The organism is Halomonas sp. LBP4 (assembly GCF_003202205.1).
GTDB lineage: Bacteria > Pseudomonadota > Gammaproteobacteria > Pseudomonadales > Halomonadaceae > Halomonas > Halomonas flagellata.
In genome coordinates this window covers 528,630-555,394 of record NZ_PDOG01000001.1, presented here as the reverse complement: position 1 = coordinate 555,394, position 26,765 = coordinate 528,630, and the positions used below count along the sequence as shown (strand labels likewise).

Annotated in this window: 27 protein-coding genes, 1 tRNA gene and 1 riboswitch; of the genes, 24 read left to right on the top strand and 4 right to left on the bottom strand. The window is 67.5% G+C overall.

The window, feature by feature from the left end; genetic code table 11:
- Positions 1 to 37 precede the first annotated feature (37 nt).
- From CR157_RS02630 to CR157_RS02620, 3 genes are all read right to left on the bottom strand, one after another.
- A complete protein-coding gene (locus CR157_RS02630; protein WP_181421938.1) occupies positions 38 to 1,363 on the bottom strand; it encodes a tyrosine-type recombinase/integrase in 1,326 nt (441 codons plus the stop codon).
- 149 nt (positions 1,364 to 1,512) lie between these two features.
- Positions 1,513 to 1,586: transfer RNA gene (locus tag CR157_RS02625), tRNA-Gly, on the bottom strand.
- A gap of 344 nt (positions 1,587 to 1,930) precedes the next feature.
- Positions 1,931 to 2,338, bottom strand: a complete 408-nt coding sequence (locus CR157_RS02620) for a CBS domain-containing protein (protein WP_110281974.1) — start codon at positions 2,336 to 2,338, stop codon at positions 1,931 to 1,933.
- Between the two features lie 330 nt (positions 2,339 to 2,668).
- On the opposite strand from CR157_RS02620, the gene CR157_RS02615 reads away from it, so the two are divergent.
- From CR157_RS02615 to CR157_RS02545, 15 genes are all read left to right on the top strand, one after another.
- Positions 2,669 to 3,184, top strand: a complete 516-nt coding sequence (locus CR157_RS02615; protein WP_110281973.1) for a YqaE/Pmp3 family membrane protein — start codon at positions 2,669 to 2,671, stop codon at positions 3,182 to 3,184.
- Between the two features lie 365 nt (positions 3,185 to 3,549).
- Positions 3,550 to 4,638, top strand: coding sequence for an ABC transporter ATP-binding protein (locus CR157_RS02610; RefSeq protein ID WP_110281972.1), 1,089 nt, complete (start codon positions 3,550 to 3,552; stop codon positions 4,636 to 4,638).
- Between the two features lies 1 nt (position 4,639).
- Positions 4,640 to 5,740 carry an ABC transporter ATP-binding protein gene (locus CR157_RS02605; RefSeq protein WP_110281971.1) on the top strand — a complete coding sequence of 367 codons (1,101 nt, stop codon included), beginning with the start codon at positions 4,640 to 4,642 and terminating at the stop codon, positions 5,738 to 5,740.
- Complete coding sequence (locus CR157_RS02600; RefSeq protein ID WP_110281970.1) at positions 5,733 to 6,614, top strand: carbohydrate ABC transporter permease; 882 nt, start codon at positions 5,733 to 5,735, stop codon at positions 6,612 to 6,614. The genes CR157_RS02605 and CR157_RS02600 overlap by 8 nt, the downstream gene beginning before the upstream one ends.
- 1 nt (position 6,615) lies before the next feature.
- The gene (locus CR157_RS02595) at positions 6,616 to 7,509 is read left to right on the top strand and encodes a carbohydrate ABC transporter permease (protein WP_110281969.1); all 894 of its coding nucleotides are present in this window, start codon (positions 6,616 to 6,618) and stop codon (positions 7,507 to 7,509) included.
- A gap of 16 nt (positions 7,510 to 7,525) precedes the next feature.
- Complete coding sequence (locus CR157_RS02590; RefSeq protein ID WP_110281968.1) at positions 7,526 to 7,798, top strand: DUF2160 domain-containing protein; 273 nt, start codon at positions 7,526 to 7,528, stop codon at positions 7,796 to 7,798.
- Positions 7,799 to 7,855: 57 nt separating this feature from the next.
- On the top strand, positions 7,856 to 9,598 hold the full coding sequence (locus CR157_RS02585) for an ABC transporter substrate-binding protein (RefSeq protein WP_110281967.1): 1,743 nt from the start codon (positions 7,856 to 7,858) through the stop codon (positions 9,596 to 9,598).
- Between the two features lie 307 nt (positions 9,599 to 9,905).
- Positions 9,906 to 11,585 (top strand): glycerol-3-phosphate dehydrogenase/oxidase, encoded by a 1,680-nt coding sequence (locus CR157_RS02580; RefSeq protein WP_110281966.1) that lies wholly within the window; start codon positions 9,906 to 9,908, stop codon positions 11,583 to 11,585.
- Complete coding sequence (locus tag CR157_RS02575) at positions 11,551 to 11,745, top strand: hypothetical protein (RefSeq protein WP_373681000.1); 195 nt, start codon at positions 11,551 to 11,553, stop codon at positions 11,743 to 11,745. Before CR157_RS02580 ends, CR157_RS02575 begins: the two co-directional genes overlap by 35 nt.
- Positions 11,746 to 11,808: 63 nt before the next feature.
- On the top strand, positions 11,809 to 12,705 hold the full coding sequence (locus CR157_RS02570) for an NAD(+) kinase (protein ID WP_110281965.1): 897 nt from the start codon (positions 11,809 to 11,811) through the stop codon (positions 12,703 to 12,705).
- A gap of 19 nt (positions 12,706 to 12,724) precedes the next feature.
- Positions 12,725 to 13,711, top strand: a complete 987-nt coding sequence (locus CR157_RS02565) for a metallophosphoesterase (RefSeq protein WP_110282799.1) — start codon at positions 12,725 to 12,727, stop codon at positions 13,709 to 13,711.
- 178 nt (positions 13,712 to 13,889) lie between these two features.
- On the top strand, positions 13,890 to 14,741 hold the full coding sequence (locus CR157_RS02560) for a rhomboid family intramembrane serine protease (protein WP_110281964.1): 852 nt from the start codon (positions 13,890 to 13,892) through the stop codon (positions 14,739 to 14,741).
- 12 nt (positions 14,742 to 14,753) lie between these two features.
- Complete coding sequence (locus CR157_RS02555; protein WP_110281963.1) at positions 14,754 to 15,038, top strand: YeaC family protein; 285 nt, start codon at positions 14,754 to 14,756, stop codon at positions 15,036 to 15,038.
- Positions 15,022 to 15,885, top strand: a complete 864-nt coding sequence (locus tag CR157_RS02550; protein ID WP_110281962.1) for a DUF2797 domain-containing protein — start codon at positions 15,022 to 15,024, stop codon at positions 15,883 to 15,885. Before CR157_RS02555 ends, CR157_RS02550 begins: the two co-directional genes overlap by 17 nt.
- Positions 15,886 to 15,990: 105 nt before the next feature.
- Positions 15,991 to 16,986 (top strand): zinc-dependent alcohol dehydrogenase family protein, encoded by a 996-nt coding sequence (locus tag CR157_RS02545; protein ID WP_219999866.1) that lies wholly within the window; start codon positions 15,991 to 15,993, stop codon positions 16,984 to 16,986.
- A 12-nt stretch (positions 16,987 to 16,998) separates the two neighbouring features.
- Here the strand turns inward: CR157_RS02545 and CR157_RS02540 are convergent, their stop codons facing one another.
- The gene (locus tag CR157_RS02540; RefSeq protein WP_258364044.1) at positions 16,999 to 18,087 is read right to left on the bottom strand and encodes a PA0069 family radical SAM protein; all 1,089 of its coding nucleotides are present in this window, start codon (positions 18,085 to 18,087) and stop codon (positions 16,999 to 17,001) included.
- 130 nt (positions 18,088 to 18,217) lie between these two features.
- On the opposite strand from CR157_RS02540, the gene cobT reads away from it, so the two are divergent.
- The 9 genes from cobT (at position 18,218) to CR157_RS02495 (ending at position 26,750) form a co-directional block, all read left to right on the top strand.
- Entirely contained in the window at positions 18,218 to 19,267 is a 1,050-nt protein-coding gene (gene cobT / locus CR157_RS02535) for a nicotinate-nucleotide--dimethylbenzimidazole phosphoribosyltransferase (RefSeq protein ID WP_110281961.1), read from the top strand.
- On the top strand, positions 19,264 to 20,244 hold the full coding sequence (cbiB, locus tag CR157_RS02530; RefSeq protein ID WP_110281960.1) for an adenosylcobinamide-phosphate synthase CbiB: 981 nt from the start codon (positions 19,264 to 19,266) through the stop codon (positions 20,242 to 20,244). The genes cobT and cbiB overlap by 4 nt, the downstream gene beginning before the upstream one ends.
- On the top strand, positions 20,241 to 21,332 hold the full coding sequence (gene cobD, locus CR157_RS02525) for a threonine-phosphate decarboxylase CobD (protein WP_110281959.1): 1,092 nt from the start codon (positions 20,241 to 20,243) through the stop codon (positions 21,330 to 21,332). Before cbiB ends, cobD begins: the two co-directional genes overlap by 4 nt.
- Positions 21,329 to 21,862: a bifunctional adenosylcobinamide kinase/adenosylcobinamide-phosphate guanylyltransferase gene (locus CR157_RS02520; RefSeq protein ID WP_110281958.1), complete on the top strand. Its 534-nt coding sequence runs from the start codon at positions 21,329 to 21,331 to the stop codon at positions 21,860 to 21,862. Before cobD ends, CR157_RS02520 begins: the two co-directional genes overlap by 4 nt.
- Positions 21,859 to 22,629 carry an adenosylcobinamide-GDP ribazoletransferase gene (gene cobS, locus CR157_RS02515; RefSeq protein ID WP_110281957.1) on the top strand — a complete coding sequence of 257 codons (771 nt, stop codon included), beginning with the start codon at positions 21,859 to 21,861 and terminating at the stop codon, positions 22,627 to 22,629. Before CR157_RS02520 ends, cobS begins: the two co-directional genes overlap by 4 nt.
- On the top strand, positions 22,581 to 23,222 hold the full coding sequence (locus tag CR157_RS02510) for a histidine phosphatase family protein (RefSeq protein WP_110281956.1): 642 nt from the start codon (positions 22,581 to 22,583) through the stop codon (positions 23,220 to 23,222). The genes cobS and CR157_RS02510 overlap by 49 nt, the downstream gene beginning before the upstream one ends.
- Positions 23,174 to 23,626 carry a bifunctional adenosylcobinamide kinase/adenosylcobinamide-phosphate guanylyltransferase gene (locus tag CR157_RS02505; protein ID WP_110281955.1) on the top strand — a complete coding sequence of 151 codons (453 nt, stop codon included), beginning with the start codon at positions 23,174 to 23,176 and terminating at the stop codon, positions 23,624 to 23,626. Before CR157_RS02510 ends, CR157_RS02505 begins: the two co-directional genes overlap by 49 nt.
- A 20-nt stretch (positions 23,627 to 23,646) precedes the next feature.
- Positions 23,647 to 23,876: riboswitch (cobalamin riboswitch) on the top strand.
- 121 nt (positions 23,877 to 23,997) lie between these two features.
- Positions 23,998 to 25,836, top strand: coding sequence for a TonB-dependent receptor domain-containing protein (locus tag CR157_RS02500; protein WP_110281954.1), 1,839 nt, complete (start codon positions 23,998 to 24,000; stop codon positions 25,834 to 25,836).
- Positions 25,833 to 26,750 carry a cobalamin-binding protein gene (locus tag CR157_RS02495; protein WP_258364043.1) on the top strand — a complete coding sequence of 306 codons (918 nt, stop codon included), beginning with the start codon at positions 25,833 to 25,835 and terminating at the stop codon, positions 26,748 to 26,750. The genes CR157_RS02500 and CR157_RS02495 overlap by 4 nt, the downstream gene beginning before the upstream one ends.
- Positions 26,751 to 26,765: the final 15 nt, after the last annotated feature.

Below are 26,765 nucleotides of genomic sequence, written 5' to 3'. Positions count from 1 at the left end.
CCTTCGCCCGCAAGGTCTACCAAGCCTCCGAAGGTTCTCAGTGCAGAGCCTCCAGCCGTATCGTCTCCACCGCCTCAAGCCTTGTCTTGAAGGTTGGCCCCCGGTTATAGACCTTGTTGGCGGTAGTAAGCCCTCGCTCATGCCCTGTGATCCACACGATGACCGATTCATTCACTCCAGTGTCACCCATGATGGTGATGGCGGTTGTCCTGAACGAGTGGAAGCCGAGCTTCCGGTCTCCTCTGACGATGGCCTTCTTCGACAGCCGGGCGAACCACTGGGAGAACTTCGGACCCTTCTTACCGTCGCTCCGTGTGGATGCCTCGGCTTCGGGGAACAGGTACGTGCATCCAGCAGCCTTAGCGCTACGTAGTTGGTCCATCACAAGGGACTTGATCTCAGGGTGAAGCGGGACTTCCCGTGTGGCGTTCTGGTTCTTCCCCTCGCGGATCGCCAGACACCAGATGCCCTGACGCTGGATGATGTCGGTCACCTTCAGCGAGCACAGTTCATCGAGCCGAGCGCCTGTGTAGAAGCCCAGACGCGGGAGTAGGTGATAGATGCCTTCGTTCTCTGCCGTGGCCTTGAAGATGGCGGCTACGTCTCTCCGGGTGAACTGGTCGTAGCTCCTGACGGTAGCCTTGGGCTTGAGCTGGTGACCCTTGAAAGGGTTGCCGTTTGGCAGTTCCTCTTCCATCGAGTATTCGGCGTGATGCCAGATGGCCGATAGCCCGGACAGGTAGTTGGCCACGGTCTGCTTCGTCTTGCCCTCGCCAAGCATCGAGGTGATGAAGCCCTTGATCTGGCGGCGGTCGAGGGAGATCAGTGTTACGTCATCCTCACCCAGGTGCGCCAGCAATCGCTCCATGGCCAGCTCATTCTTCGAACGAGTCGAAGGCTTGCGCTCCACCAGCGGTGATGCCTTCCAGTCCTCCAGCGCCGCTCTCAGGGTCAGACGGTAGCGGGCCGGTGTGTCCCCCTGGTAGACGCTCCGAAGCGCGTCCTGCTCGATCTCTGGCAGTTTCTCGGGGTCCATGATCTCGGTCAGGCTCACAGGGTCGCGGGGATCAGTACTGACGAGTGTGTTTTCTGTGCCCTGGTAGTGGTCCCGTGCCTGGAGGAACATCCGCCGTTGTTGGAGCTGGCTGGCCTCGCCCTTCAGTTGGGCTTCAAGGTCGCCCAGGTCGGCCAACACTCGGTCCCGTATCCGACAGGCTTCGTCGAGGTCGCCCGTCCGGGTGCTCTGCTGGAGGATCTTCTTGCCCAGGTGCTTGGCGAGGGTTGGCGATAGCCGCTTCTGGATGAACCAGACGTTGCCACGCTGGCGAAGGCTGCGGGTGTCGGTGGGCTTGCCTCTGGCCATGATGGTTTCCCCCAATCGCACGGCGGTCGATAGGGCGAGGATATCATTGGAGCGGGGAGCAGGTGTAGCCACTTGTGTAGCCATTCCTGTAGTACCTAACCCCATGAAAGGCAGGAAAAATATTGAATATCAACTAGTTGGATGGTGCCTGGAGCGGGTGAAGGGAATCGAACCCTCGTCTTAAGCTTGGGAAGCTTCTGCTCTACCATTGAGCTACACCCGCGAGGCGGATTCGATAGTAAATCCAACGGCTTATGCTTTGCAAGCCGTCTCGTGCTTTTCGTGGTCCTCATCCGCTAAGTGGTTGTTTTTCTGTTCCATCAGGCCGCCGGGGCGGGAGGAAGAGAAAAATTTGCCCCGCTCGAGAACTTTTCGCTTCGTTGCTGTCTGACTGGGGGCACAGGCAGCAGCATGCGATAGCAGTCGCTAACACTGTTGTTCTGGCTCGCAGTTTCGATCGATTCTTGCCGCCTCGGAAACGGGGCGGCTTTTTCTTTGCGCGCCCGAGGGGGCAACGGCCGACACGACGACGTCACCCGGCGGGCGACCGGGTGGCGTCGGCGGGGGTCAGCTGTAGCGCATGCGCAGGACGGCGCTGAGTACGTCGCGGCGGGTGACGATGCCGACCAGGCGACCCTGCTCGACCACCGGGTAGACCTTGGGTTTGGCCCCCAGCATCTCCTGGGCGAGGTCGGTGATGCTCTTGTTTGGCGACACGGCGAGCACCTCGTTGCGCATCAACTCATGGACCAGCGGCGGCTCTTCGTTGAGGTAGGAACTCTCCAGTACCTTGCCCAACACGTCCTGCTCGGAGATGAAGCCGATCAAGTGGTCGCGTTCGTCGACGACGGGGACCCCGGGCAGGCGATGCAGTGCCAGGCCTTTGGCCAGGGTGGACACCGAGGTCTTGCCGGTGACCCGGTAGCAGTCACGGGACATGATCTCGCGAACGATGGTGGGGGCCTTGCTGGGCATGGCATGTCTCCTTGTGCCGGCGATGATTGCCTGTTGCTACGGGGGCCGTGCCGGCCGGTCCCGGGGCTTTTCCTCTCGGGGGTGCTGGGTTGCCTGCGGCGCTGTACTGGGCCCGTAGCCGGGTCTCGAGTTCAGCATAGCCGACTCGCGGGGTTGCCAAGGGCGATCGGCAAGGGGCTCCACCAACGGTTCGCGAGGCCCGTACCTGCATGGCGTACGGTGCGCCGGAACCCGGGGAGCGGCATCGGCTCCAATATGTTACACATCCGATCAGTGGTCGGGGTGTACCCCCGGCCCGAGTCGAGTTCAACCGAGTGATGGAGGCGCACCGTGGATGCCCGTGAATACCTCGCCAGGAAGGGGCTGAGTGGAGAGCGTGACGAGGAGCGGCCCAACACCCTGGAGGAAAAGGCCTGGTCGCGAGCCCGGGAAGCTGGCGAGCACCGTCCTCATGCCGGTACTCCCCATGACTGGGAGGACTGGGAGCGTTACCACGACGCGCTGGCCGAGGGCGCCTCGGAACTCGAGCAGAAGATCGATCACGACGCTCATCGCAAGGCACTCGAGCATGAGTCACGTCGGGGCGTGGAGCATTTCACTCCCGCCGCCGGTGATGGTGCGCGAGTCGACCGGGTGCCAGGCGGTCCGGCGCACGGCGCGGCGCCGGCGTCACCCGAACCCCGCGCGGCCCTGCTGGCACTGGCGCTGTTGATGCCCCCGCTTGCCGTGGGGCTCTCCCGGGGTGGCGGGCAGCGGGTGGCGTTGAGCCTGCTGCTCACGTTGCTGGGCTGGCTGCCCGGTGTCGGCCATGCCCTCTGGTGGCTGAGACGGCAAGGGCGCTGGTGACCCGCCGATGCCGTGATCGTACATTCCCTTCCTGATCGAAAGCGAAACTCCGCTGTCTGGCCTCGGCGACTCCCCCTTGTCGTGAGGTCTCATCTCTTCTGTTCCCTTTAGTGTCTGATATACATATAGAAATACGTGATACCCCGCCTTTTTTAGACCAAGGTCTAGGGGCTTGGGGGGTGTTTCGGCATTGCCGTGGGATACTGGCTGGGCTAGTCTCGCTATCGGAAACGAACATTAATGCTCGAGTGTGTTGCAAATCGAACAGTAGCTGGCCTGGCCCCCGCGAGGGATGGATCGGTCACTGTTCATGAGCACAGCGTGCTTCACGCATCCAGCTCGACAACAACGACAACGAGGACGCCATGTCCCTGATCCTAGAAAACATCGACCGCGTGGTCGGTGGAGCCACTCACATCGAAGGGGTGCAGCTGGAGCTCAAGCCCGGCTCGTTCAACGTGCTGCTGGGCCGTACGCTTTCCGGCAAGACCACCCTGATGCGCCTGATGGCGGGACTGGACGCACCGACCCGGGGACGGGTGCTGATGGACGGCGAGGACGTGACCGGCCGCTCCGTGCGCCAGCGCAATGTCTCCATGGTCTATCAGCAGTTCATCAACTATCCCGGCCTCAGCGTCTACGACAACATCGCCTCGCCGCTCAAGCTCGCCAAGGTGGAGCGCCGCGAGATCGATCGCAGGGTGCGCGAGATCGCCGAGATGCTGCACATCGAGCACCTCCTGGCGCGGCTGCCCCTCGAGCTGTCCGGTGGCCAGCAGCAGCGCACTGCCATGGGGCGGGCGCTGGTCAAGGACGCCGACGTCGTGCTCTTCGACGAGCCGCTGGTCAACCTGGACTACAAGCTGCGCGAGGAGTTTCGCGAGGAGTTGCGCGCGGTCTTCAGCGAGCGCAACTGCATCGCCGTCTACGCGACCACCGAGCCGGCCGAGGCGCTGGCCCTGGGGGGCAATACCGCGGTGCTCCACGAGGGGCGGCTGCTGCAGTACGGCCGCACCGAGGATGTCTATCACCGTCCGCGGGACATCCTGACCGCCGAGATGTTCTCCGAGCCGCCCATCAACATCGTGCGGGGGATCATTTCCGGGTCCGAGGTGACCTTCGACAAGCGCCTGCACTTCCCCCTCAACGACGAGCTGCGCTCGCTCCCGCCAGGGGAGTATCGCTTCGGCGTGCGCGCCTCGCATCTCTCGTTGACCCCCCGGGCCAAGGATGACATCGAGGTGAAGATGACCGTCGACCTGGCGGAGATCAGCGGCTCCGAGACCTTCCTTCACGTGCACAACGACCTCTTTAACATGACGGTACATCTCGAGGGCGTCCACGAATTCGCCGTCGATGCGCCCGTGACCCTCTACTTCCCGACCCACAAGGTCTATGCCTTCGACCGGCAAGGGGCCGTGGTGCATATCCCGACCCACCTGGGAGGCATCTGACATGGCCGAGATCACGCTGAAGTCCCTGGCCCACTCCTACCTGGCCACTCCGGCATCGCCGGAGGACTACGCCATCCGCGAGATGAACCACGTCTGGCACCAGGGCGGCGCTTATGCCCTGCTCGGCCCCTCGGGCTGCGGCAAGTCGACCCTGCTCAACATCATCTCCGGGCTGCTGGAGCCCTCCAGCGGTGATGTGCTCTTCGACGGCGAGCGGGTCAACTCGTTGCCCCCGGAGGCGCGCAACATCGCCCAGGTTTTCCAGTTCCCGGTCATCTACGACACCATGACGGTCTACGACAACCTGGCCTTCCCCCTGCGCAACGTGAAGACGCCCGAGGCACGGGTGCGCGAGCGAGTCATGGAGGTGGCCGACGTGCTGGAGCTCACGGGCCAGCTCAGGCGCAAGGCCAAGAACCTCACCGCCGACGAGAAGCAGAAGGTCTCCATGGGGCGTGGCCTGGTGCGCGACGACGTCTCCGCGATCCTCTTCGACGAGCCGCTCACGGTGATCGACCCGCAGCTCAAATGGAAGCTGCGCCGCAAGCTCAAGGAGATCCACCAGCGCTTCAACCTCACCATGGTCTACGTGACCCACGACCAGCTCGAGGCCTCCACCTTCGCCGACAAGATCGCGGTGATGTACGAGGGGCAGGTGGTGCAGTTCGGCACGCCCCGGGAACTCTTCGAGCGGCCGAATCACACCTTCGTCGGCTACTTCATCGGCAGCCCCGGGATGAACTTCCTCGAGGTCTCGACCCGGGACGATCGGGTCATGGCCGGCGAGACCCCCATCGCCGTCGGCCCGCGCCTGCGGGAGGCCGTGGCCGGTGCCCGCTCGCGCAACGTCAAGCTGGGTATCCGTCCCGAGTTCATCGAGGTATCCGGCGAGCCGGTGGAAGGCGGCATGGAGGCGGTGGTCGAGCACGCCCAGGACCTGGGCACCTACTCGATCCTCTACCTGCGGTTGGGCGAGTACGCCGTGAAGGCCCGTATCGAAGAGGACCAGGAGCCGCCCGAGGGGCGCGCCTACCTTCGCTTTCCCGACAACCACGTCGGCCTGTACGTCGACGAGTACCGCGTGGAGACCAACCATGAATAAGGTCTACAACAATCGAGCGTGGTGGCTGATTCTCCCGATGCTGCTGCTGGTGGCCTTCTCGGCCATCATCCCGCTGATGACCGTGGTGAACTACTCGGTCCAGGACGTCTTCGACGCCAACACCCGCTTCTTCACGGGCACCGAGTGGTTCCGGGAGATGCTCAACGACCCGGCGTTGCACGCCGCCCTGCTGCGCCAGTTCGCCTTCTCGCTGACGGTGCTGGCCATCGAGGTCCCGCTGGGCATCGGCATCGCCCTGATCATGCCCAAGAAGGGCTGGCAGGCCTCCGCCGTGCTGATCCTGGTGACCATGCCGCTGCTGATCCCCTGGAACGTGGTGGGCAGCATCTGGCAGATCTTCACCCGCGGCGACATCGGCCTGATGGGCTGGAGCCTGCGCGAGCTGGGCTATGGCTACAACATCACGGCGAGCCCGGTGGATGCCTGGGCGACCATCATCCTGATGGACGTCTGGCACTGGACGCCGCTGATCGCGCTGCTCTGCTACAGCGGCCTGCGTTCCATTCCCGATGCCTACTACCAGGCCGCGCGCATCGATCGCGCCTCGAAGTGGTCCGTGTTCCGCTACATTCAGCTGCCCAAGCTCACCAACGTGCTGGTAATCGGCGTGCTGCTGCGGTTCATGCACTCCTTCATGATCTACGCCGAGCCCTTCGTGCTCACCGGTGGCGGGCCCGGCAACTCGACCACCTTCCTCAGCCAGTCGCTGACCACCATGGCGATCGGTCAGCAGGACCTGGGGCCCTCGGCGGCATTTTCCCTGATCTACTTCCTGATCATTCTGCTGGTCAGCTGGGTGTTCTACACCGCCATCATGAACATGCAGAAAGACCACAAGAACGAGGAGGCCTGAGATGACCAAAGCCATGCCCACGACCCCCGAGGCGGTCCGCAAGCGCGCCGCCGCCGCGGATGCCAAGCGTCGTCGCCAGGCCCGTCCGGTCTCGCGCCAGTGGCGCCGCCGGACCCTGATGACCGCCTATATCCTGTTCGTGCTCCTGCCGGTCTACTGGCTGCTCAACATGTCCTTCCAGTCCAATACCGAGATCCTGGGGGGACTGACCCTGTGGCCCGAGGCGTTCACGCTGGAGCACTATGCCAAGATCTTCACCGATCCCAACTGGTACATGGGCTACGTCAACTCCATCACCTATGTGATGATGAACATGGTGATCAGCCTCGCGGTGGCCCTGCCGGCCGCCTACGCCTTCAGCCGCTACCAGTTCATCGGCGACAAGCATCTCTTCTTCTGGCTGCTGACCAACCTGATGGCGCCGCCGGCGGTGTTCCTGCTGCCCTACTTCCAGCTCTACTACACCGTCGGGCTGTTCGATACCCATATCGCCGTGGCACTCGCCCACTGCCTGTTCAACATCCCGCTGGCGGTGTGGATCCTCGAGGGCTTCATGAGTGGCGTGCCCAAGGAGATCGACGAGACGGCCTTCATCGACGGCTACAGCTTCCCGAAGTTCTTCGTGAAGATATTCATCCCCATGATCAGTTCCGGCATCGGCGTGACCCTGTTCTTCCTGTTCATGTTCTCCTGGGTCGAGCTGTTGCTGGCCAGCACCCTGACTTCCACGGGCGCTCAGCCCATCGCCTCGGTCATGACCCAGACCAAGGGCGCCTCCGGCATCGACTGGGGAACGCTGGCGGCCGCGGGCACCCTGACCATCCTGCCGGGCATCGTGGTGGTCTACTTCGTTCGCAACCACATCGCCAAGGGCTTCGCCCTGGGCCGTACCTGAACCGGAGGATGGCGTAATGGAATGGATGGTATGGACAGTTCCCACCGCGGTCTTCTTCTCGGTCATCGCCGCCATGCTGGTCGGCATGACGGCCTGGGAGGTCGTCTCCCCGAGTGTGGAGCGCAAGGGGTTTCTCCCCATCGCGACCACACGGGGCGACCGCCTCTTCATCGGCCTGCTTTCCGCCGCCTATATCCACCTGGGGGTGGTGGGCTTCACCCCGCTGAGCATCTGGCTGGCCCTGGCGGCATCGGTGCTGTGGTTGCTGGTACTGCTGCGCTGGGGCTGAGCGAAGATCATGGAGTCACTCGTTCACGGACGAACCCCGACAACCCAAGAGGTCAATATGAAACCGATAACAATGCGACTCTCGTTACTGGCGGCCGGCGTGATGCTGGCGAGCACCGCCCTGCACGCCGACAACCACGATGCCCGGGCCATCGCCGAGCGCCTGGTCGACGAGCATTTCCAGGACTCGACCCTGACCCGCGAGGAGCAGATCGCCGAGCTGATGTGGTTCGCCAAGGCGGCCGAGCCCTTCCGCGGCATGGAGATCAAGACCGTCGCCGAGGGGCTGACCACGCATATCTACGAGCGAGATGTGCTGGCCGAGGCCTTCGGCGAACTAACGGGTATCGAGGTGACCCATAACATCATCGGCGAGGGTGATGTGGTCAACAACATGCAGACCCAGATGCAATCGGGGCGCAACATCTACGATGGCTATGTCAATGACTCCGATGCCATCGGTACGCATATTCGCTATGGCACCACCATCAATATCTCCGAGGCGATGGAGAACGAGTGGTCCGATTTCACCCTGCCCACGCTGGATCTCGAGGATTTCATCGGCATCCAGTACACCACCGGCCCCGATGGCAGCATCTACCAGTTGCCCACCCAGCAGTTCGCCAACCTCTACTGGTTCCGCCATGACTGGTTCGAGCGCGAGGATCTCCAGGAGCAGTTCCGCGAGATCTATGGCTACGACCTGGGCGTGCCGACCAACTGGACCGCCTATGAGGATATCGCCGAGTTCTTCACCGAGCATGTCGGCGAGATCGACGGCAGCAAGGTCTACGGCCACATGGATTATGGGCGTCGTGACCCGTCGCTTGGCTGGCGGTTCCATGACTCCTGGCTCTCGATGGCCGGTATGGGCAGCCCCGGGGTGCCGTTCGGCAATCCGGTGGACGACTGGGGGATCCGGGTCAACGAGGAGAGCCAGCCGGTGGGCGCCAGCGTGAGCCGTGGCGGTGCTACCAACTCCCCGGCTGCGGTGTTCGCCGTGACCAAGATGGTCGACTGGCTGGAGAAGTACGCGCCCCCCGAGGCCAGCGGCATGACCTTCGGCGAGGCCGGGCCGGTACCCGCCCAGGGCAACATCGCCCAGCAGATCTTCTGGTATACCGCCTTCACTGCCGACATGACCGATCCCGGCCTTCCCGTCACCGAGGAGGACGGCACGCCCAAGTGGCGCATGGCGCCGTCGCCCGTGGGGCCGTACTGGGAGGAGGGCATGAAGGTCGGCTACCAGGACGTGGGGTCCTGGACCTTCTTCGATTCCACGCCCGAGGATCGCCGGACCGCCGCCTGGCTTTTTGCCCAGTTCACCGTCTCCAAGACGGTCTCCCTGGAGAAGCTGATGGCCGGGCTCACGCCGATCCGCGAGTCCGACATCTTCTCCGAGCAGATGACCGAGATGGCGCCGCAACTGGGTGGCCTGGTCGAGTTCTATCGCAGCCCCAACGAGTCCAACTGGACGCCGTCCTCCACCAACGTGCCGGACTACCCGCGCATGGCGCCGCTGTGGTGGCAGAACCTGGCGCCGGCGGTGAACGGCGAGATCTCGCCCCAGGAGGCGCTGGACAACCTGGCCGGGGATCTCGACAGCATCATGGCGCGCCTGGCCCGGGCACGGGTCTTCGAGTCCTACGCGCCCAACCTCAACGAGGAGCGGGACCCCGAGACCTGGCTCTCCCAGCCGGGTTCGCCCAAGGCCAGGCTCGACGACGAGATGCCCCAGGGCACCACCGTCCCCTACGACGAGATGATGGAGGCGTGGATGGCCACCGGTTCGCGCGACTGATGACCGGGCGGGTCGCCTGACCCGCCCTGCGCCCCGGCTGTCCCGGGGCCGACTCGAGACGTGTGACCGGTTGCCTGAACGGGACCTGGGAGCTTGTCGGATTTGACCGATCGTCGCGAGAGATTCGGATTTCGAGACAAGTTTATCGATCTGATGAGGCGAATAGCGCGCTATTTAACGAATCAGATCGAATGAAATTGGCCGAAAGATCGGATCTCGCAGTAGATCAGCGTCAAGTCCGACAGGCTCCTGAGGCCCCGCTCGGTGCACGCCGAGCGGGGCCTCTTACTTCGCAAAAGGGCCAGACATGCAACTACGTGAGAGCAACATTCGCAAGCTGCGCGACCGGGATTTCGATGCGCTGGTCATCGGCGGGGGCATCAACGGCGCCTCCGCCGCCGCGGCGCTCAGCGGCAAGGGGGCCAAGGTGGCGCTCATCGACCGGGGAGACTTCGCCGGCAGCACCAGCATGCAGTCGTCCAACCTGGTGTGGGGCGGCATCAAGTACATGGAGAGCGGCGACTTCAAGCTGGTCCGCAAGCTGTGCAAGAGTCGCAACCACCTGATCCGCAGCTACCCCTCCACGGTGCAGGAGATCCGCTTCCTGACCACCATCAACAAGGGCTTTCGCCACCACCCGCTCTACCCCTGGGCCGGCACCTGGCTGTACTGGCTGATGGGCAGCGCCTTCACGCGCCGCCCCCATTTCCTCCGCCCCGCCGACATCAAGGCCCGGGAGCCGATCATCGATACGCGAAATGCCCGGGGTGGCTTCGAGTACTCCGATGCCTATCTCCACGACAACGACGCGCGCTTCGTTTTCAATTTCGTGCGCGGGGCGCTGGATTTCGGCACCGTGGCGGCCAACTACGTGGAGTCGCTGGGGTCCCGGCGCGAGGGCGATCACTGGGTCACCGAGGTACGGGATCGCATGGACGGTGCCACCTTCACGATCTGCTCGAAGGTGCTGATCAACGCCGCCGGGCCCTGGGTCGACCAGCACAATCGCCTCTCCGGTCAGCACACCGAACACCGGCATGTCTTTTCCAAGGGCATCCACCTGATCGTACCGCGGTTGACCGACAGCAACCGGGTGCTGGCCTTCTTCGCCGACGACGGGCGGCTGTTCTTCGTGATTCCCATGGGCATGCGCACCTGCATCGGTACCACCGACACGCGCGTGGATCGGCCCGAGGTCGAGGTCACCGAGGAGGACGTGCGGTTCGTCCTCGACAACATCAACAAGCGCCTCGAACTGGACAAGCCACTGGGCAAGGAGGACATCATCTCCACCCGCTGCGGCGTGCGGCCCCTGGCGGTGAAGCCCAGTGGTGGCGACGACCGCGACTTCCTCAACCTGTCGCGCAAGCACGCCATCGACATCGACCACGAGACGCGGCACCTGAGCATCTTCGGCGGCAAGCTCACCGACTGCCTCAACGTCGGGGAGGAGGTCGTCGAAGAGGTGCGCCGGCTGGGGGTGACGGTGCCCCATCCCGACTACCGCTGGTACGGCGAACCTCCGGCCGCGGTCCGGGAGGCCTTCATGCATCAGGCACGGCTGATGGAGCTCGATGCGATGACCGCCGCCCACGCCTCCGAGCCGCTCAGCCTTCGGCTGTGGCGTCGCTATGGCGCCCAGGCGGTGGAGATGCTCGAGGACATTCGCCAGGACCCGCGCCAGGGGGAGGTGCTGATCGAGGGCACCGAATACCTGCGCTGCGAGTTGCGCCAGGCCCGGCGCCGCGAGATGGTCACCCGCCTGGAGGACTTCCTGCGCCGGCGCTCCAAGATCGCCCTGGTGGTGCCGGAGGAGACCATCCGGCGCTCACCCGGACTGGAGGAAGCCTGCGAGATCCTCTTCGGCGACCAGGCGCAGGCGCGCCTCGCGGAGTACCTGGCCGAGGAGGGCGATCCACTGCCCGTGAACGCCGCCCCGGAGAGCGAGGGGGATGGCGCAGCTCACGCCGCCCCCCGGCGCGGCTAGGGGGCGAGGCGTTGCACTCCCTGCCGGGCTCGCCGTCAACCTGGTGCTCTGGAATCGCGACGCCGACCTGGTGCGCCTGGCGCTGGGCGGGGCGATCATCCTCGCCTCACTGGCGCTCAACGAGTGGTGGCTGCGTCGACGCTCGCCCGCCACGGCCTGAGGCCGTTTGCCCGCCCTGCGGCCAGCCCCCATAATGAGCGGCCGCGAAGCGAGAGGCGTGCGCATGCAATCGAGCAAGAGTGGTGGTTTCAGGAACATCGGCCTGATCGGTCGTCTGGGCAGCGCCAGGGTGGTCGACACCCTCAAGCGTCTGCTCCGCTTTCTCGACGAGAGCGGCTATCACGTCATCATCGAGGACCGCACCGCCACGGTACTGCTCGAGCACGGCCATCCCGAAGCCAGCCGGCGCATGCTCGGCGAGCTCTGCGACCTGGTGATCGTGGTCGGCGGCGACGGCAGCCTATTGGGCGCCGCCCGCACCCTCTGTCATAGCGGTACCCTGGTGCTGGGCGTCAATCGCGGGCGCCTGGGCTTTCTCACCGATATCTCTCCCGGAGAACTCGAGGCGCGGGTCGGCGGGGTGCTCGAGGGGCACTACGAGGTGGAGGAGCGCTTCCTGCTGGATGCCGAGCTGTATCGCGACGGCGTGCTGTCGGGCAGCGGCGATGCCCTCAACGAGGTGGTGATCCATCCCGGCAAGGCCGTGCGCATGATCGAGTTCGAGCTGTTCATCGACGGCCAGTTCGTCTACAGCCAGCGCAGCGACGGCCTGATCGTGGCCACGCCCACCGGCTCCACCGCCTACTCGCTCTCCGGTGGCGGGCCCATCATGCACCCCAAGCTCGACGTGGTGACCCTGGTGCCGATGTTCCCCCACACCCTGTCGAGCCGGCCCATCGTCATCGATGCCGCCAGCGAGATCCGCGTGCACATCGGCGAGACCAACCAGACCTACCCCCACATCAGCTGCGACGGTCAGACCCGCGCGGTGGCCAAGCCCGACGATGTGCTGGTGATCCGTCGCAAGCCCCAGCGGGTGCAACTGGTGCATCCCCTCGGTCACAATTTCTACGAGGTCCTGCGCAGCAAGCTGGGCTGGAGCAACCGCCTGGGGGACTGACGTGAAGACACAGGCCAGGATCGAAGGTTACGACCTGATCGGCGACGTGCACGGCTGCGGCGCCACGCTGGCGGCCCTGCTCGAGAAGCTCGGCTACCACCAGCGCGGCGGGGTCTACCGCCATCCGCGCCGCCGGGTGATCTTCCTCGGTGACCTGATCGATCGCGGGCCGCGCATCCGCCTGGCGGTGACCATCGCCCGGCGCATGGTGGAGGAGGGCGAGGCCTTCATCGTCATGGGTAACCACGAGGTCAACGCCCTGGCCTACTGCCATCGAGCGCCCACTGGCCTCGGCCGGGAATGGCTGCGCGAGCATACGCCGCGCCACAACCGCATCATCCAGGAGACCCTGGAGCAGTTCCGCGACCACCCCCAGGAGTGGGAGGAGGCGCTGGCCTGGTTCCTGGAGATTCCGCTCTGCCTGGAGCGCGATGGCCTGCGGGTGGTCCACGCCTGCTGGGACCAGCCGCTGATCGATGCGCTGCGGCGCGATTTCCCCGATGGCCGCATCGACGAGGAGTTCCTGGCGGAGTCGGTGACGCCCGGTACCCGAGCCTTCCGCATCCTCGACCGGCTCACCCGCGGTATCCATATCCCGCTGCCCGAGGGGGTGGAGATCCACTCCGGCGACGGCTTCACCCGGCGCAGCTTCCGCGCCCACTTCTGGGCCCGCGAGCCGCAGACCTGGGGCGACGTGGTGTTCCAGCCCGACAACCTGCCGGGCGACCTGGAACGGCGCCCGCTTTCCCCCGAGGAGCGCGCGCGCCTCAGCCACTATGGCCCCGAGGAGCCGCCGCTGTTCATCGGCCACTACTGGTGCGAGGGGATTCCGGCGCTGCCGGCGGCCAATGTCGCCTGCCTGGACTACAGTGCGGTCAAGTTCGGCCGCCTGGTGGCCTATCGCTGGAGCGGCGAGCGCCGGCTGGATGCCAACCACTTCGTGTGGATCCGCGTGCCGCGGGAGGAGCAGGCCCGGCCACAGCCCTGGGAGATCGATTTCGATTGATACAATTCCTTACTCGAAAATTCCGACGACGGACTGAACTCGCGGGCGTCAAGGCCATCAGAGTAGGTGTTCCCTTGAATGATCCCTTGCTCTTGTCCGGCGGCTCCCTCCGCCGGATTTTTTCTGTGCGCGTCCCCGGCGTGCCGCAAGACCAGGACCGACAACTGCTGGAGTCGCCATGTACCGGGTAATCCTGCTGCCCCATGATGCCGATACCCGCGATCTGCGCCGGGCGCTGTGGGCCCACCGCATCGGCCACCGCTTCACCGAGGAGACGGAGGGGCAGGTGCTGTGGCTGGTCGATCCGGCCCAGCACGAGGCGATGCTGCGTCTGCTCGAGCGCTGGCAGCGCGGCGAGTCGCTGATGCCGGAACGGCGCCGCACCGCACCCTCCGGCGGCAAGAGCCTGATGGTTCCCTTCCGCCAGGCACCCGTGGCCGCTGCCACGCTCGCCCTCTGTCTGCTGGTGTTCGCCGTGATGGGCGTGTTCGGCGACAGGGTCATCGCCGCACTGGCCATCGTACCGCTCGGTGTGGTCAACGGTGGCCTGGCCTTCGGCACCCTGGGCGAGGCGCTCGCCGCGGGGCAGGTGTGGCGGCTGCTGTCGCCGGCCTTCCTGCATTTCGGCTGGATGCACCTGATCTTCAACATGCTATGGCTGTGGTACTTCGGCCGTCAGGTGGAAGTGCTGCAGGGCAGCGGGCGAATGCTGACGATCCTGCTCACCGCGGGCATCGGTGCCAACCTGGCCCAGTACGCCACCGGCACGGTGCTGTTCGGCGGCATGTCCGGGGTCGACTTCGCGCTGCTCGGCTATGTGTGGTTGATGTCGCGCCGGGCGCCGCGCAGCGGCTTCTTCGTGCCGCAGATGCTGGTGGTCTTCATGCTTGGCTGGATGCTCTTTACCATGACCGACATGGCCGCCGTCGTGGGCTTCGGCAATGTCGCCAACGAGGCCCACCTGGGCGGGCTGGTCGTGGGCCTGGTGCTGGGCTGGTATCATTCCGGGCGTGCCCGCCGCCACCATTGAGAGAACACGCTGATGAGCGACATGACCTTCGAGCGCATGATCCAGCAGATGACGCCCGCCATCTACGACAGCCTCAAGCAGGCAGTGGCCCTGCGCAAGTGGCCGGACGGCCGCCGCTTGACCGCCGAGCAGACCGAGCTCTGCCTCGAGGCGGTGATCCGCTACGAAGCGGAGAACCAGGTGGCCGAGGAGCAGCGGGTCGGCTATCTCCAGCAGCGCACCTGTGGCGGGGCCAGCAGCGGGGCCGGTGTGTCGCCGGAACTCGCGGGCCTGGCCCGGGATGCCGGACGTGACTGATACGACCCTGATCGATGCCGTCACCCCGCTGCAGGGCTGCCTGGCCAAGCTGGCCATCGCCCCCGGCGCTGCGGGAGAGGTGGCGCGCTATACCCTGCGGGCCGGCGAGCATCGCCTCGACCTCAACGCGCGGCTCGGCCGGCCGCTCGCGCTCGAGTGGACCGGTGCCATCGCCTGTACCCACTGCGGCCGGGCGACCAGGAAGAGCTTCGGCCAGGGCTACTGCTACCCCTGCTTCAAGAAGCTCGCCCAGTGCGACACCTGCATCATGAAGCCCGAGCTCTGCCACTACTTCGAGGGCACCTGCCGCGAGCCGGAGTGGGGCGAGCGCCACTGCTTCCAGCCCCATGTGGTCTACCTGGCCAACGCCTCGGGGCTCAAGGTGGGCATCACCCGCCGCACCCAGATACCGACCCGCTGGCTCGACCAGGGGGCGGTACAGGCGCTGCCGGTCCTCGAGGTCGATAGCCGCCAGCAGTCGGGCTTCGTCGAGGTGCTGTTCAAGGAGGAGGTCTCCGACCGCACCAACTGGCGCGCCATGCTCAAGGGGGAGACCGAGCGCATGGACCTGGCCGCCGAGCGCGACCGCCTGCTGGCGCGCCTGGAGAGCGGGCTCGCCAACCTGCGCGAGCGCTTCGGGGCCGATGCCATCCGCCCCCTCGACGAGGCGCCGGTCGCCTTCGAGTACCCGGTGCTGGAATTTCCCGCCAAGGTGGTCTCCCACAACTTCGACAAGCACCCCCTCGTCACCGGCACCCTGCTCGGCCTCAAGGGCCAGTACCTGATCCTCGACAGCGGTGTCATCAACCTGCGCAAGTTCACCGGCTACGAGGTGGTGGTGAGCTGAAAGTGGTCGTGCGGACACGAGTCGTGTGGATGAGGAATGCCTGACGCCTTTCCGAACGGCCTGCATTATGCTCCTGAGGTAGGGATAAACAGTGCGGGAGGGGCCATGAACGAGATGCGTGCGATGCGGCTCCATGGGCCGGGGGAGCCGCTGCGGCTGGAGCGGATCCCCCGGCCCGAGCCCGGGCCGGGCGAGGTGCAGCTCAGGGTGCTGGCCTGCGGGGTGTGTCGCACCGACCTGCACGTGGTCGATGGCGAGCTCGTCGAGCCCCGGCTCCCCCTGGTGCCCGGCCACGAGATCGTCGGCGAGGTCACCGCCCCCGGCGAGGAGGTCGCGCGGCTTTCACCCGGCCAGCGGGTCGGCGTGCCCTGGCTGGGCTGGACCTGCGGCGAGTGCGACCACTGCCTGGCCGGGCGCGAGAATCTCTGCGGGCGAGCGGCGTTCACCGGCTATACCCGAGACGGCGGCTATGCGGAGTTCTGCGTGGCCGACGCCCGCTACTGCTTTCCCGTCCACGGCGATGACGCCCAGGCCGCCGCGCCGCTGCTCTGCGCCGGCCTGATCGGCTATCGCACCTGGCGCCTCGCCGGTGGCGACGAACCCCGTCGGCTCGGCATCTACGGCTTCGGCGCCGCCGCCCATATCCTCGTCCAACTCGCCGTGTCGCGCGGCCAGCGGGTTCACGCCTTCACCCGGCCCGGCGATGCCACCGCCCAGGCCTTCGCCTTGCGGCTGGGGGCGGTCTGGGCCGGGGGCAGTGACGAGGCGCCCCCCGAGCCGCTGGATGCCGCCCTGCTGTTTGCCCCGGTGGGCGCACTCGTGCCCATCGCGCTCTCCCATGTGCGGCCTGGCGGCGTGGTGGTCTCCGGTGGCATCCACATGTCCGATATCCCGTCCTTTCCCTACCGCCTGCTGTGGGAGGAGCGTTGCGTGAAGTCGGTGGCCAACCTCACCCGCCGCGACGGCGAGGAGTTCCTGGCCCTGGCCCCCGGCGTGCCGATCCGCACCGAGACCCGTGCCTACCCCCTGGAACAGGCCAACGAGGCGCTCGCCGACCTGCGCGAGGGGCGGCTTTCCGGGGCCGCGGTGCTGATTCCCTGACTGTCCGGCCGGCTACGAGAACAGCTCGCCCTGGGCATGGGGCGGCCGGAAGGCGGTGGTGTCGAGGCGCATGGCCGCCGGGCTGTCGGGGCTGTTCAGGCCGAGCTGCCGGCAGGCCCTCCGGAAGCGCTGTTCGAGCAGGTCGGCGAAGACGCCCCGACCGCGCATGCGGTGGCCGAAGCGCGGGTCGTAGTCCAGCCCGCCGCGGCACTGGCGGATCAGGCTCATCACCTTGCCGGCCCGCTCGGGGTAATGGGCCTCGAGCCAGGCCGCGAACAGCGGCGCGACTTCCCGGGGCAGGCGCAGCAGCATCCAGCCCGCGGTGGCGGCCCCCGCTTCCCGGGCCGCTTCCAGCAGGCCTTCCAGTTCGTGGTCGGTGAGGCCGGGAATCACCGGTGCCGCCAGGGTCCCCACCGGCACGCCGGCCGCGCCCAGGGTGCGGATCACCTTGAGCCGCGCCTCCGGCGAGGCGGCGCGGGGCTCCAGGGCGCGCTTGAGGTCGCTGTCGAGGCTGGTCAGGCTGACCATCACCCGCACCAGGCGCTGCTCGGCCAGCGCGCGCAGCAGATCGAGGTCGCGCAGGATCAGGGCGCTCTTGGTCACCAGGGTGACGGGATGGCGGCACTCGAGCAGCAGTGCCAGGATGGCGCGCGTGGTTCCCCGCTCGGCCTCCAGTGGCTGGTAGCAGTCGGTGTTGCCCGAGAGGTTGATCGGTCGACAGACGTAGCCGGGCTTGCACAGCTCCTCCCGCAGCCGTTCGACGAGCCCGGTACGGGCGATCAGCTGCGTCTCGAAGTCCAGCCCCGGCGAGAGGTCCCAGTAGGCGTGGCTGGGGCGCGCATAGCAGTAGATGCAGCCATGCTCGCAGCCGCGGTAGGGGTTGAGCGAGCGGTCGAAGGGCAGGTCGGGCGAGGTGTTCCACGACAGGGCGCTGCGGGTGCGCTCGTCGCGGACCTCGGTGGCCAGCCGCTCGGGGACCGCCTCCTGCCACCAGCCGTCGTCGACGGCCTCGCTGACGGACGGAGCGAAGCGGTTGTGCGGGTCGAAGGTGGCGCCACGCCCCTTGCGGACCCTGGCGTCGCGGTGGCGGTTCATGCTCATGGCGGCTCCTGTGCTGTTTGTTTGTACAGTATAGGAGGGTGTCGGCAAGATGCCAGCCGTCGCGCGGAGGACGGCCATGACTCTGGTAACATGAGCGGCCCGACATGGACGACTTGCCTGGAGCCACCCCGTGACCGATATCCCCCTGCCCATTGCCGCACCCGACCGCCGCCTCGGCGCGCGGGTGGGTGCCTACCTCGACACCCTGACCAAGCCGCCGGGTAGCCTGGGCCGCCTGGAGCGACTCGCGGTGGACCTGGCGGTGATGACCGGCGACCCCTTTCCCCGGGTCACGCCGCCCGGTGTGCTGGTCTTCGCCGCCGATCATGGCATCGCCGACGAGGGGGTCTCCGCCTTTCCCCGGGAGGTGACGGCGCAGATGGTGGCCAATTTCGTCGCCGGCGGCGCGGCGATCAATGTCTTCGCCCGCCGGATCGGGGCGCGGCTCGAGGTGATCGACGTCGGCGTGGCCAGCGAGGTGGCCGGCGAGGGCGTCGTCGACGAGAAGGTGCGGCCCGGGACGGCCAACTTCGCCCGCCGGGACGCCATGAGCCGGGCCGAGGCCGAGGCGGCCATCGAGGCGGGCCGGCGGGCCGCCGGGCGCGCCGTCGCGGCTGGCTGTCGCTGCCTGATCATCGGCGAGATGGGCATCGCCAACACCACCGCCAGCAGCGCCGTGCTGGCGGTGCTGACCGGCGAACCGGTGGCGCGGCTGGTGGGGCGTGGCACCGGCATCGACGACGTCCGCCTGGCCCACAAGCGGGCGGTGATCGAGGGCGCGATCGTCGCCCGCGCCCCCGACCCCGGCGATCCGCTCGGGGTGCTGGCGAGCCTCGGCGGGCTGGAGATCGCCGCCATGACCGGCGCCTGCCTGGAGGCGGCGGCGCGCCGGGTGCCACTGCTGGTCGACGGCTTCATCGCCACCCTGGCGGCCCTGGTGGCCTGCCGGCTCGCACCGGACGTGCGCGACTACCTGGTCTTCGGCCATCGCTCCCGGGAGCCGGGCCATGACGTGGCCCTGGCGGCGCTCGACGCCGAGCCGCTGCTCGACCTCGACCTGCGGCTGGGCGAGGGCACCGGGGCGGCGCTGGCCTTTCCGCTGCTGGACGCCGCCTGCCGCATGCTGGCGGAGATGGCGACCTTTGCCGACGCCGGCGTGGCCGGCGGCGACCGGGCATGAGCCAGGCGCCCCTGGGCCTGTCACTGCTGGCCCTGGTGCTGGCGGCCATCGCCGTCGACCTGCTGGTTGGCGACCCGCACCGGCTGCCCCATCCGGTGGTGGGCATGGGGCGAGTGATCGCCCGGCTCGAGCGGGCCTGGAACCGCGGTTCGGCCCGGGCGCGGCGTTACCGGGGCGCGCTGCTCACGGTGGTGGTGGTGCTCGGCGTCTACGGCCTCGCCTGGGGGCTGCTCACCCTGCTCGGCCGATTGGGTCCCTGGCTGGCGCTGGCGGCGGAGCTCTGGCTGCTGGCCACGACTCTCGCCATCAAGGGGCTCGGCGATGCCGCCCGGGCGGTGGCCTCGCCCCTGGCGCGGGGCGACCTGCGGGGTGCCCGGCAGGCGCTGGCGGGCATCGTCGGCCGCGATACCACGGCCCTGGACGAGGGTGAGGTCGCCCGGGGCGCGGTGGAGACCGTGGCCGAGAACACCGTCGACGGCATCACCGCGCCGCTGTTCTGGGCACTGCTCGGCGGGGCGCCCCTGGCGCTGGCCTACAAGGCGGTCAATACCCTCGACTCCATGGTCGGCTATCGCAGCGAGCGTTACGCGGACTTCGGCTACGCCTCGGCGAGACTCGACGACCTGGTTAACTGGCTGCCGGCGCGCCTCACCGCGCTGGCGATCTGGCTGGCGGCCTGGGGCATGCCCGGCATGCGTGCCCGTGGCGCCCTGGCCGCCACCTGCCGCGAGGCGCCGCGTCATCCCAGCCCCAATGCCGGCTGGCCCGAGTCGATAGTGGCCCGGCTGCTGGGCGTGCAGCTGGGCGGCACCAATGTCTACGCTGGCGTGGCCTCGCATCGTGCCACCCTGGGCGAGCCCCGCGAGGCGCTGCACGCGGCCCATATCGGCGCGGCGATTCGCCTGATGCATGGGGGCTGGCTGGCGTTCCTGGCGGTAATGCTGCCGGTGCTACTGACGAGGGAGTGGCTGACATGACGCGACCCGACGAGCCGTGGCCGGGCCATGGCGGCCAGGCGGCGCCACTGCTGGCCCGCTTCGGCCTGCCCGCCGATCACGCGGTGCTCGACTTCAGTGCCAACATCAACCCGCTGGGACCGCCGGCCTGGCTGCCCGGGCGGCTGGCGGAATCGCTCGCCGGCGTGGCCCGCTACCCCGACCCGGAGTATCGCGAGGCCCGCGCCGCCATCGCCAGCGCCGAAGGCGTGACACCGGCGCAGGTGCTGCCGACCAACGGTGGGGCCGAGGCGATCCTGCTCGCCGCCGCGCTCCACGCCGGTGGTCGGGCCGCCATCGTCCAGCCGACCTTCTCGGAGTATGCCCGGGCCTGCCGCCACCATGGCCTCCCGGTCGATGCGCTCCGCCTGGCAGGGCAGCACTTCGAGCTGGACGAGCCGGCCGCCCGGGCGGCCCTGGCACGCTGCGACGTACTGTTCCTGTGTCGGCCCAACAACCCCACCGGCAGCCTGATCCCGCGCGGGGCGATCGAGCGCTTGCTGGCGGCCGGCCTCGAGCAGGGCTGTACCCTGGTGGTCGACGAGGCCTTCATCGACTTCGTGACGCCCGACGAGCGCCTGACGCCGCTGCTGGCGACCTGGCCGAACCTGATCCTGCTGCGCTCGCTGACCAAGCTCTACGCCATCCCCGGGCTGCGCCTGGGCTACCTGCTCGGCAGCGCCGGGACGGTGGCGCGCGCCAGGGCGCTGCAGATGCCCTGGAGCGTGAACCACCTCGCCGCCAGCCTGGTGGCGCCGCTGCTGGCCGATCACGACTTCCTCGCCCGCACCCGGCGCTGGTTCGCGACCGAGCAGCCGCGGCTGCAGGCCGGGCTTTCTGCCGCGGGCCTCGAGGTGATCCCGAGCAGCGCCAACTTCTTCCTGGTGCAACCGGCGGAGGGACCCGCGGTGACCGATGATCTGTTCGAGGCGCTGCTGCGCTCCGGTATCCTGGCCCGGCACACCCGCAACTTCCCCGGCCTCGACGGCGGCTGGCTGCGCCTGGCCCTGCGCAGCCGCGCCGACAACGATCGGCTGCTGGCGGTGCTGGCCGAGAGACGGTCGCGATGATCGCCTTCGTCAGCGGCGGGGCGCGCTCCGGCAAGAGCACCTTCGCCGAGCGGCTGGCCCGGGAGTGGCACCAGGGGCGCGGTGGCCAGCGTTACTATCTGGCCACCGCCCGGGCCTCGGACGACGAGATGGCGGCACGCATCGCTCGTCATCGCCGCGAGCGCGGCGCGGGCTGGCTCGTCCTGGAGGTACCGCTGGCGATCGACGAGGCCCTGGCCCGGGTCGAGCCCGGCAGCACCGTGCTGCTCGACTGCCTGACCCTGTGGGCCAGCCAGTGGCTCTACGGCGGGGGAGGCCCGGAGGCGGAGGGCGAACGCCTGCTGGGCGCACTGCTGGCCCGGGCCCGGGGGCAGTCAATCGCCCTGGTGGTGGTCTCCAACGACCTCAACGAGGATCTGCCGCCGCGGGATCCCGGGGTGTGGCGCTATCTCGCCTTCCTGCAGCGGCTGCATCGGCAGCTGGCCCGCGAGGCCGACCGGGTGGTCGAGGTGGTCGCCGGCCTGCCCATCGACTGGAAGGACGTGACATGAAGAGTGCGAGCTACGGACTGCTGCTGGCGGTCCAGTTCCTGACCCGATTGCCGGTGCCGGTCGAGTGTCCCTGGAATGCGGCCACCAGTCGCTGGGCGGTGCGCTGCTACCCGCTGGTGGGGCTGCTGCTCGGCGCCCTCCTGGCCGGGGTGAGCTTGGTGCTGCAGGACCGGGTCCCCACGCCGCTGCTGGCGCTGCTGCTGCTCAGCCTGTGGGTGGCGCTCTCCGGCGGCCTGCACCTGGACGGCCTGATGGACGTGGCCGATGCGCTGGGCAGCAATGCGCCCCTGGCCCGGCGCTGGGCGATCATGAAGGATCCGCAAGTGGGCAGTTTTGCCATCCTGGCGCTGGTCTTCCTGCTGGCCTGGAAGGGCATGCTGCTATGGGCGCTGCTGGAGACGCGAGCCAGTCCGGCGCTGCTCGCCCTGGTGCCGGCGCTGGGGCGCCTCGGTGCGGTGGCGCTGCTGGTGCTGGCCCCGGCGGCGCGCGCCGAAGGACTGGCCTGGGCCTGGAAAGCGCACCTGGGCCGCCGGGACCTCTGGCTGTCGGCGATACCGCTGGCCCTGCTGTTGCCGTGGCTGCCGGACTGGCCGCGGCTGCTCGGCGGCTTGCTGGTCGCCCTGCCGAGCTTTCTGCTGATCTATGGTGCGGTGATGATGCGCGCCTTCAAGGGCATCAACGGTGATATCGTCGGTGCCGCCATCGAGGGAGGAGAACTATGGCTGTTGCTGATCGCCTGGAGCTGGTGGTGGTTCGCCACGGGCTGACGGCATGGAATCGGGAGCGGCGTTACCAGGGGCAGCGCGATATTCCGCTGCTGCTGTCCGAGGCACGCCCGGACATGGATCGGCTCCGCGACTTCCTGGCCGGAGAGCGCTTCGACGTCGTCCACTGCAGTGACCTGACCCGCTGTCGCCAGACCCTGGCCCATGTGCTCGAGGGGCGGGAGTCCGAGGTCGAGACACGCTTCGATGCCCGGCTGCGCGAACTCGACTTCGGCGACTTCGAGGGCCGATGTTACGCCGAGCTCAAGGAGATGGCGGCGTATCGCGAGTGGATCGACAGCCAGGGCGAGCGGGCGCCGCCGAATGGCGAGTCCGCCGCCGCCCTGCGCGAGCGTCTGGCGGCGTGGCTGGTCGAGCTGCTCGTGGCCGCCGAGGCCGGCGGACACCGCCGGGTGCTGGCGATGACCCATGGCGGGGTCATTCGCGAGCTACGCAGGCGTTTCGAGGCGATCGACTTCTGGGGGGGCAGCGTGGGGCAGGCCCAGGGGCGGCGGTTCGTTTTCGTCTACCGGACAGGAGGCTGGCAATGCAGCTCTTCATCGGCGGTGCCTGCGCCGGCAAGCGCGACACGGTAAGCGAGCGCTTCCCCGTGGCGCGCTGGCATCGGCTCGAGCCCGGCACGCCGCTGGAGGGGTGGCGCGAGACGGCGATATCCGGCGAGCCGCTGGTCGTGACCGGCTGGGCGGGCTGGATCGAGGCGGCACTGGCCACCCGGACCGACGACGGGCTGCGCCGCGAGTGGGAGCAGACGCTCGATGCCTTCGCCGATGCCGAGCGGGAGAGGGCGGTCGAGGTGGTGGTGATCCTGCCGGAGATGGGGCGCGGCATCGTGCCCATGGCCGTCGAGGAGCGCCGCCTGCGCGACCTGACCGGCTGGCTGGCCCAGGACGTCGCCGAGCGCAGCGAGGCGGTGTGGTATGTGCGCCATGGCCTGGTGCAGCGGCTGCGCCAGGTCAAGCCCGGGGCAGACGCGCGTTGACGCCCCCCGGTGGGGTTGCTAGCTTTCTTCCTCTCTCAGGTGCTGGCGGAGTCATCCGCCAGTGAAACGGGAAGTCGGTGCGCGCTCCCATGACGCCATTCCGACGCTGCCCCCGCAACGGTGATCGAGACAAGAACGGCCTTCATGCCACTGTGCCCAGGCACGGGAAGGTGGCCGTCCGGGAAGCCCGCTGTTCCAGACATGGCTTCCGCTCGTCAGCCCGGAGACCGGCCCGAGAGATCATGCCGGGTTGCGGTGGGAGACCATGAGGCAGGGCAGGCGCCCGTTTTCCCTCTTCCTCGATCCCTTGCCCCCGGCGCATATAACGCCATTCGACCGTGCGGGTAGGCACGGCGAGCAAGGGACACCTCATGAAAACCGGAATCAACGCCCCCCGTGGCCTGGCCGCCTTCGGCCTGGCGGCCCTGCCGCTGGCGCTGCAGGCCCAGTCCGCCGGAACCGATACCGACGAGTCGCTGCGCCTCAATCCCCTGTTAGTCACCGCCACCCTGGCGCCCCGTACCGCCGACCAGAGCCTCGCCTCGGTCACCTTACTCGACGAGGCCACCCTGCGCCGCCAGGATCCCGTCAGCCTCACCGACCTGCTGCGCGGCCAGCCGGGGGTGGATGTGACCACCAACGGTGCCTTCGGCAAGAACAGCAGCGTCTTTATCCGCGGCACCGACAGCGACCAGAATGTGCTGCTGATCGACGGCATCCGCCTGCGCTCGGCCACCACCGGTGGCGCTGCCTGGCAGTTTCTGGACCCGCGAATGTTCCAGCGCGCCGAGATCGTGCGCGGTCCCCGCGGCAGCCTCTACGGCGCCGACGCCGTGGGCGGCGTGGTGCAGTTGTTCACCCATGAAGCGGAAGAGGGCGGGCCTCACCCACACATTTCCGTGGGTGGTGGCTCCTTCGATACCCAGCGTTACAGCGCCGGGCTCTCCGGCAGTAGTGGCGGCACCCGTTACAGCTTTGCCGGCAGCCATTTCAATACCGATGGCGTTCCGGTACGGCGTGGTGGAGACGACAAGGGTTACGACAATGCCTCCGGCCTGGCTCGCCTCTCGCATACCTTCGACGGAGGCACCGAGTTGGGCTTGTTGGCATTGCGCGCCCGCGGCAATACCGAATTCGACAGCTTTGGCTCGCCTGCCAATACCGACTTCGTCCAGCAGGTGGCCGGTATCTACGGTGAGCTGCCGGTGACCGATAATCTGCGCAGCCGCCTGACCTTGAACGAGGCGCGGGACGAGAGCGATACGATCGATGCATTCGGGTTTTCGGTCTTCGATACCCGGACACAGACAGCGCGCTGGGAGAACACGCTGAACGTCGGTTTTCATGAGCTGGTTGTCGGCATCGAGCACAGCGAGGACAGGGTCAGCGGCACGACGGATTTCGACGAGGACAGCCGCGACAATACCGCCGTCTTCGCCCAGGGACTGCTCGATTTTTCCCCGCTTTCGGTGCAGGCCAGCCTACGGCATGACGACAACGAAGCCTTTGGCGATGAAGTCACCGGTAGCCTGGCCCTGGGCTATGAGCTGGACGCCCACCATACCCTGCGCGCCAGCTATGGCACGGCCTTCAAGGCACCGACGTTCAATGACCTCTTTTTCCCCGGGTTCGGCAACCCCGACCTGGACGCCGAGACCTCCGAGACGTTCGAACTGGGTGTTCGCGGTCGGTACCGGCATGCGTTCTGGGATCTGGCGGCCTACCAGACCCACATAGACGATCTGATCGCCTTTACCTTTCAGGATGGCAGGTTTTCCGCCTTCAACGTCAACGAGGCCCGCATTCGCGGTGTGGAGTTCTCTGCCGGCACCGAACTCGCCAACTGGACCCTGCAGGCGGCATTGACCTATACCGATCCGGAAGATCGCGAGACTAGCAACCGCCTTCCGCGGCGCGCCTCACGAAGCCTGCGCCTGGATGTCGATCGTGAGCTGGGCGACTGGTCGCTGGGTGGCTCGTGGATCGTGCAGAACCATCGTTACAACGACGCCGACAACGAGGAGCGCCTGCCCGGCTTCGGGCTGGTCAACCTGCGTGCCGGCTGGCAGTTCGCCCCATTCTGGTCGGCCCGCCTGACGGTCGAGAACGTGCTCGACAAGGACTTCGCGACGGCAAGGTTCCTCGATGGGGATGATTTCCTCAACGCCGGTCGCGCTGCCTTCGTCAGCGTTCGCTACGGTGCCCAATGACGATGCGGCGCCTGATCCTGCTGCTGCCGGGCCTGGCCTTCGTGGGCTTGGGACTGGGGCTGGTCGCGGGCACGGCCCAGGCCGAGGAGCGGGACCCGGTATGCGCCACCGACGACCGCGACCGCGAGGTGTGCCTGGACGCCCCGGCGGAGCGCATCGCCGTGCTCTCGCCGGGCGCCACCGAGCTGACCTACGCCGCCGGGGCCGGCGATCGGGTGGTGGCGGTGGTCGCTTTCAGCGACTACCCTCCCGAAGCCAGGGAGGTGACCTCGGTGGGCAGCCATACCCGGGTCGACCTGGAGGCCCTGGTCTCGCTCGAGCCCGACCTGGTGGTCGGCTGGGTGACCGGCAACCCCGCCGAGCAGCTCGAGACCATCGAGGAGCTGGGCATGGCGGTCTTCTATATCGAGCCGCGCGATGTCGAGGGGGTGGCCAGCGCCATGGAGCGCCTGGCACGGCTGGCCGACACCGAGGCGCAGGGGGAGCGCGCGGCGCGGGAGTTCCGCGAGGGCATGGCGTCGCTGGCCGAGCGCCATGCCGATGCCGAGCCGGTGACGACCTTCTACCAGGTGTGGGACGAGCCCTTGATGAGCGTCAACGACGAGCACCTGATCGGCCAGGTGGTGGCGATGTGTGGCGGCGTCAACGTCTTCGGCGAGCTCTCCCGGCTGGTACCGCGCATCGATGACGAGGCGGTGCTGGCCGCCGATCCCGAAGTGATCGTTGCCGGTGGCATGGGGGAGGAGAACCGTCACTGGCTGACCCACTGGGAGCAGTACCCGAGCCTTGCGGCGGTGGCCCGCGACAACCTGTTCTTCGTGCCGCCGTCGCTGATCCAGCGGCCCACGCCCAGGCTGCTCGAGGGCAGCCGGATACTCTGCGAGAAACTGGAGGTGGCACGTGGGCGTCGCTAGACGGGGGCGGGCGCC

Bases quoted from the DNA above. Each gene is read 5' to 3' on its own strand.
- CR157_RS02630 (WP_181421938.1), bottom strand. From the start codon at position 1,363: ATGGCCAGAGGCAAGCCCACCGACACCCGCAGCCTTCGCCAGCGTGGC.
- CR157_RS02620 (WP_110281974.1), bottom strand. From the start codon at position 2,338: ATGCCCAGCAAGGCCCCCACCATCGTTCGCGAGATCATGTCCCGTGAC.
- CR157_RS02610 (WP_110281972.1), top strand. From the start codon at position 3,550: ATGTCCCTGATCCTAGAAAACATCGACCGCGTGGTCGGTGGAGCCACT.
- CR157_RS02605 (WP_110281971.1), top strand. From the start codon at position 4,640: ATGGCCGAGATCACGCTGAAGTCCCTGGCCCACTCCTACCTGGCCACT.
- CR157_RS02600 (WP_110281970.1), top strand. From the start codon at position 5,733: ATGAATAAGGTCTACAACAATCGAGCGTGGTGGCTGATTCTCCCGATG.
- CR157_RS02595 (WP_110281969.1), top strand. From the start codon at position 6,616: ATGACCAAAGCCATGCCCACGACCCCCGAGGCGGTCCGCAAGCGCGCC.
- CR157_RS02590 (WP_110281968.1), top strand. From the start codon at position 7,526: ATGGAATGGATGGTATGGACAGTTCCCACCGCGGTCTTCTTCTCGGTC.
- CR157_RS02585 (WP_110281967.1), top strand. From the start codon at position 7,856: ATGAAACCGATAACAATGCGACTCTCGTTACTGGCGGCCGGCGTGATG.
- CR157_RS02580 (WP_110281966.1), top strand. From the start codon at position 9,906: ATGCAACTACGTGAGAGCAACATTCGCAAGCTGCGCGACCGGGATTTC.
- CR157_RS02575 (WP_373681000.1), top strand. From the start codon at position 11,551: ATGGCGCAGCTCACGCCGCCCCCCGGCGCGGCTAGGGGGCGAGGCGTT.
- CR157_RS02570 (WP_110281965.1), top strand. From the start codon at position 11,809: ATGCAATCGAGCAAGAGTGGTGGTTTCAGGAACATCGGCCTGATCGGT.
- CR157_RS02560 (WP_110281964.1), top strand. From the start codon at position 13,890: ATGTACCGGGTAATCCTGCTGCCCCATGATGCCGATACCCGCGATCTG.
- CR157_RS02555 (WP_110281963.1), top strand. From the start codon at position 14,754: ATGAGCGACATGACCTTCGAGCGCATGATCCAGCAGATGACGCCCGCC.
- CR157_RS02550 (WP_110281962.1), top strand. From the start codon at position 15,022: ATGCCGGACGTGACTGATACGACCCTGATCGATGCCGTCACCCCGCTG.
- CR157_RS02545 (WP_219999866.1), top strand. From the start codon at position 15,991: ATGAACGAGATGCGTGCGATGCGGCTCCATGGGCCGGGGGAGCCGCTG.
- CR157_RS02540 (WP_258364044.1), bottom strand. From the start codon at position 18,087: ATGAGCATGAACCGCCACCGCGACGCCAGGGTCCGCAAGGGGCGTGGC.
- cbiB (WP_110281960.1), top strand. From the start codon at position 19,264: ATGAGCCAGGCGCCCCTGGGCCTGTCACTGCTGGCCCTGGTGCTGGCG.
- cobD (WP_110281959.1), top strand. From the start codon at position 20,241: ATGACGCGACCCGACGAGCCGTGGCCGGGCCATGGCGGCCAGGCGGCG.
- CR157_RS02520 (WP_110281958.1), top strand. From the start codon at position 21,329: ATGATCGCCTTCGTCAGCGGCGGGGCGCGCTCCGGCAAGAGCACCTTC.
- cobS (WP_110281957.1), top strand. From the start codon at position 21,859: ATGAAGAGTGCGAGCTACGGACTGCTGCTGGCGGTCCAGTTCCTGACC.
- CR157_RS02510 (WP_110281956.1), top strand. From the start codon at position 22,581: ATGGCTGTTGCTGATCGCCTGGAGCTGGTGGTGGTTCGCCACGGGCTG.
- CR157_RS02505 (WP_110281955.1), top strand. From the start codon at position 23,174: ATGCAGCTCTTCATCGGCGGTGCCTGCGCCGGCAAGCGCGACACGGTA.
- CR157_RS02500 (WP_110281954.1), top strand. From the start codon at position 23,998: ATGAAAACCGGAATCAACGCCCCCCGTGGCCTGGCCGCCTTCGGCCTG.
- CR157_RS02495 (WP_258364043.1), top strand. From the start codon at position 25,833: ATGACGATGCGGCGCCTGATCCTGCTGCTGCCGGGCCTGGCCTTCGTG.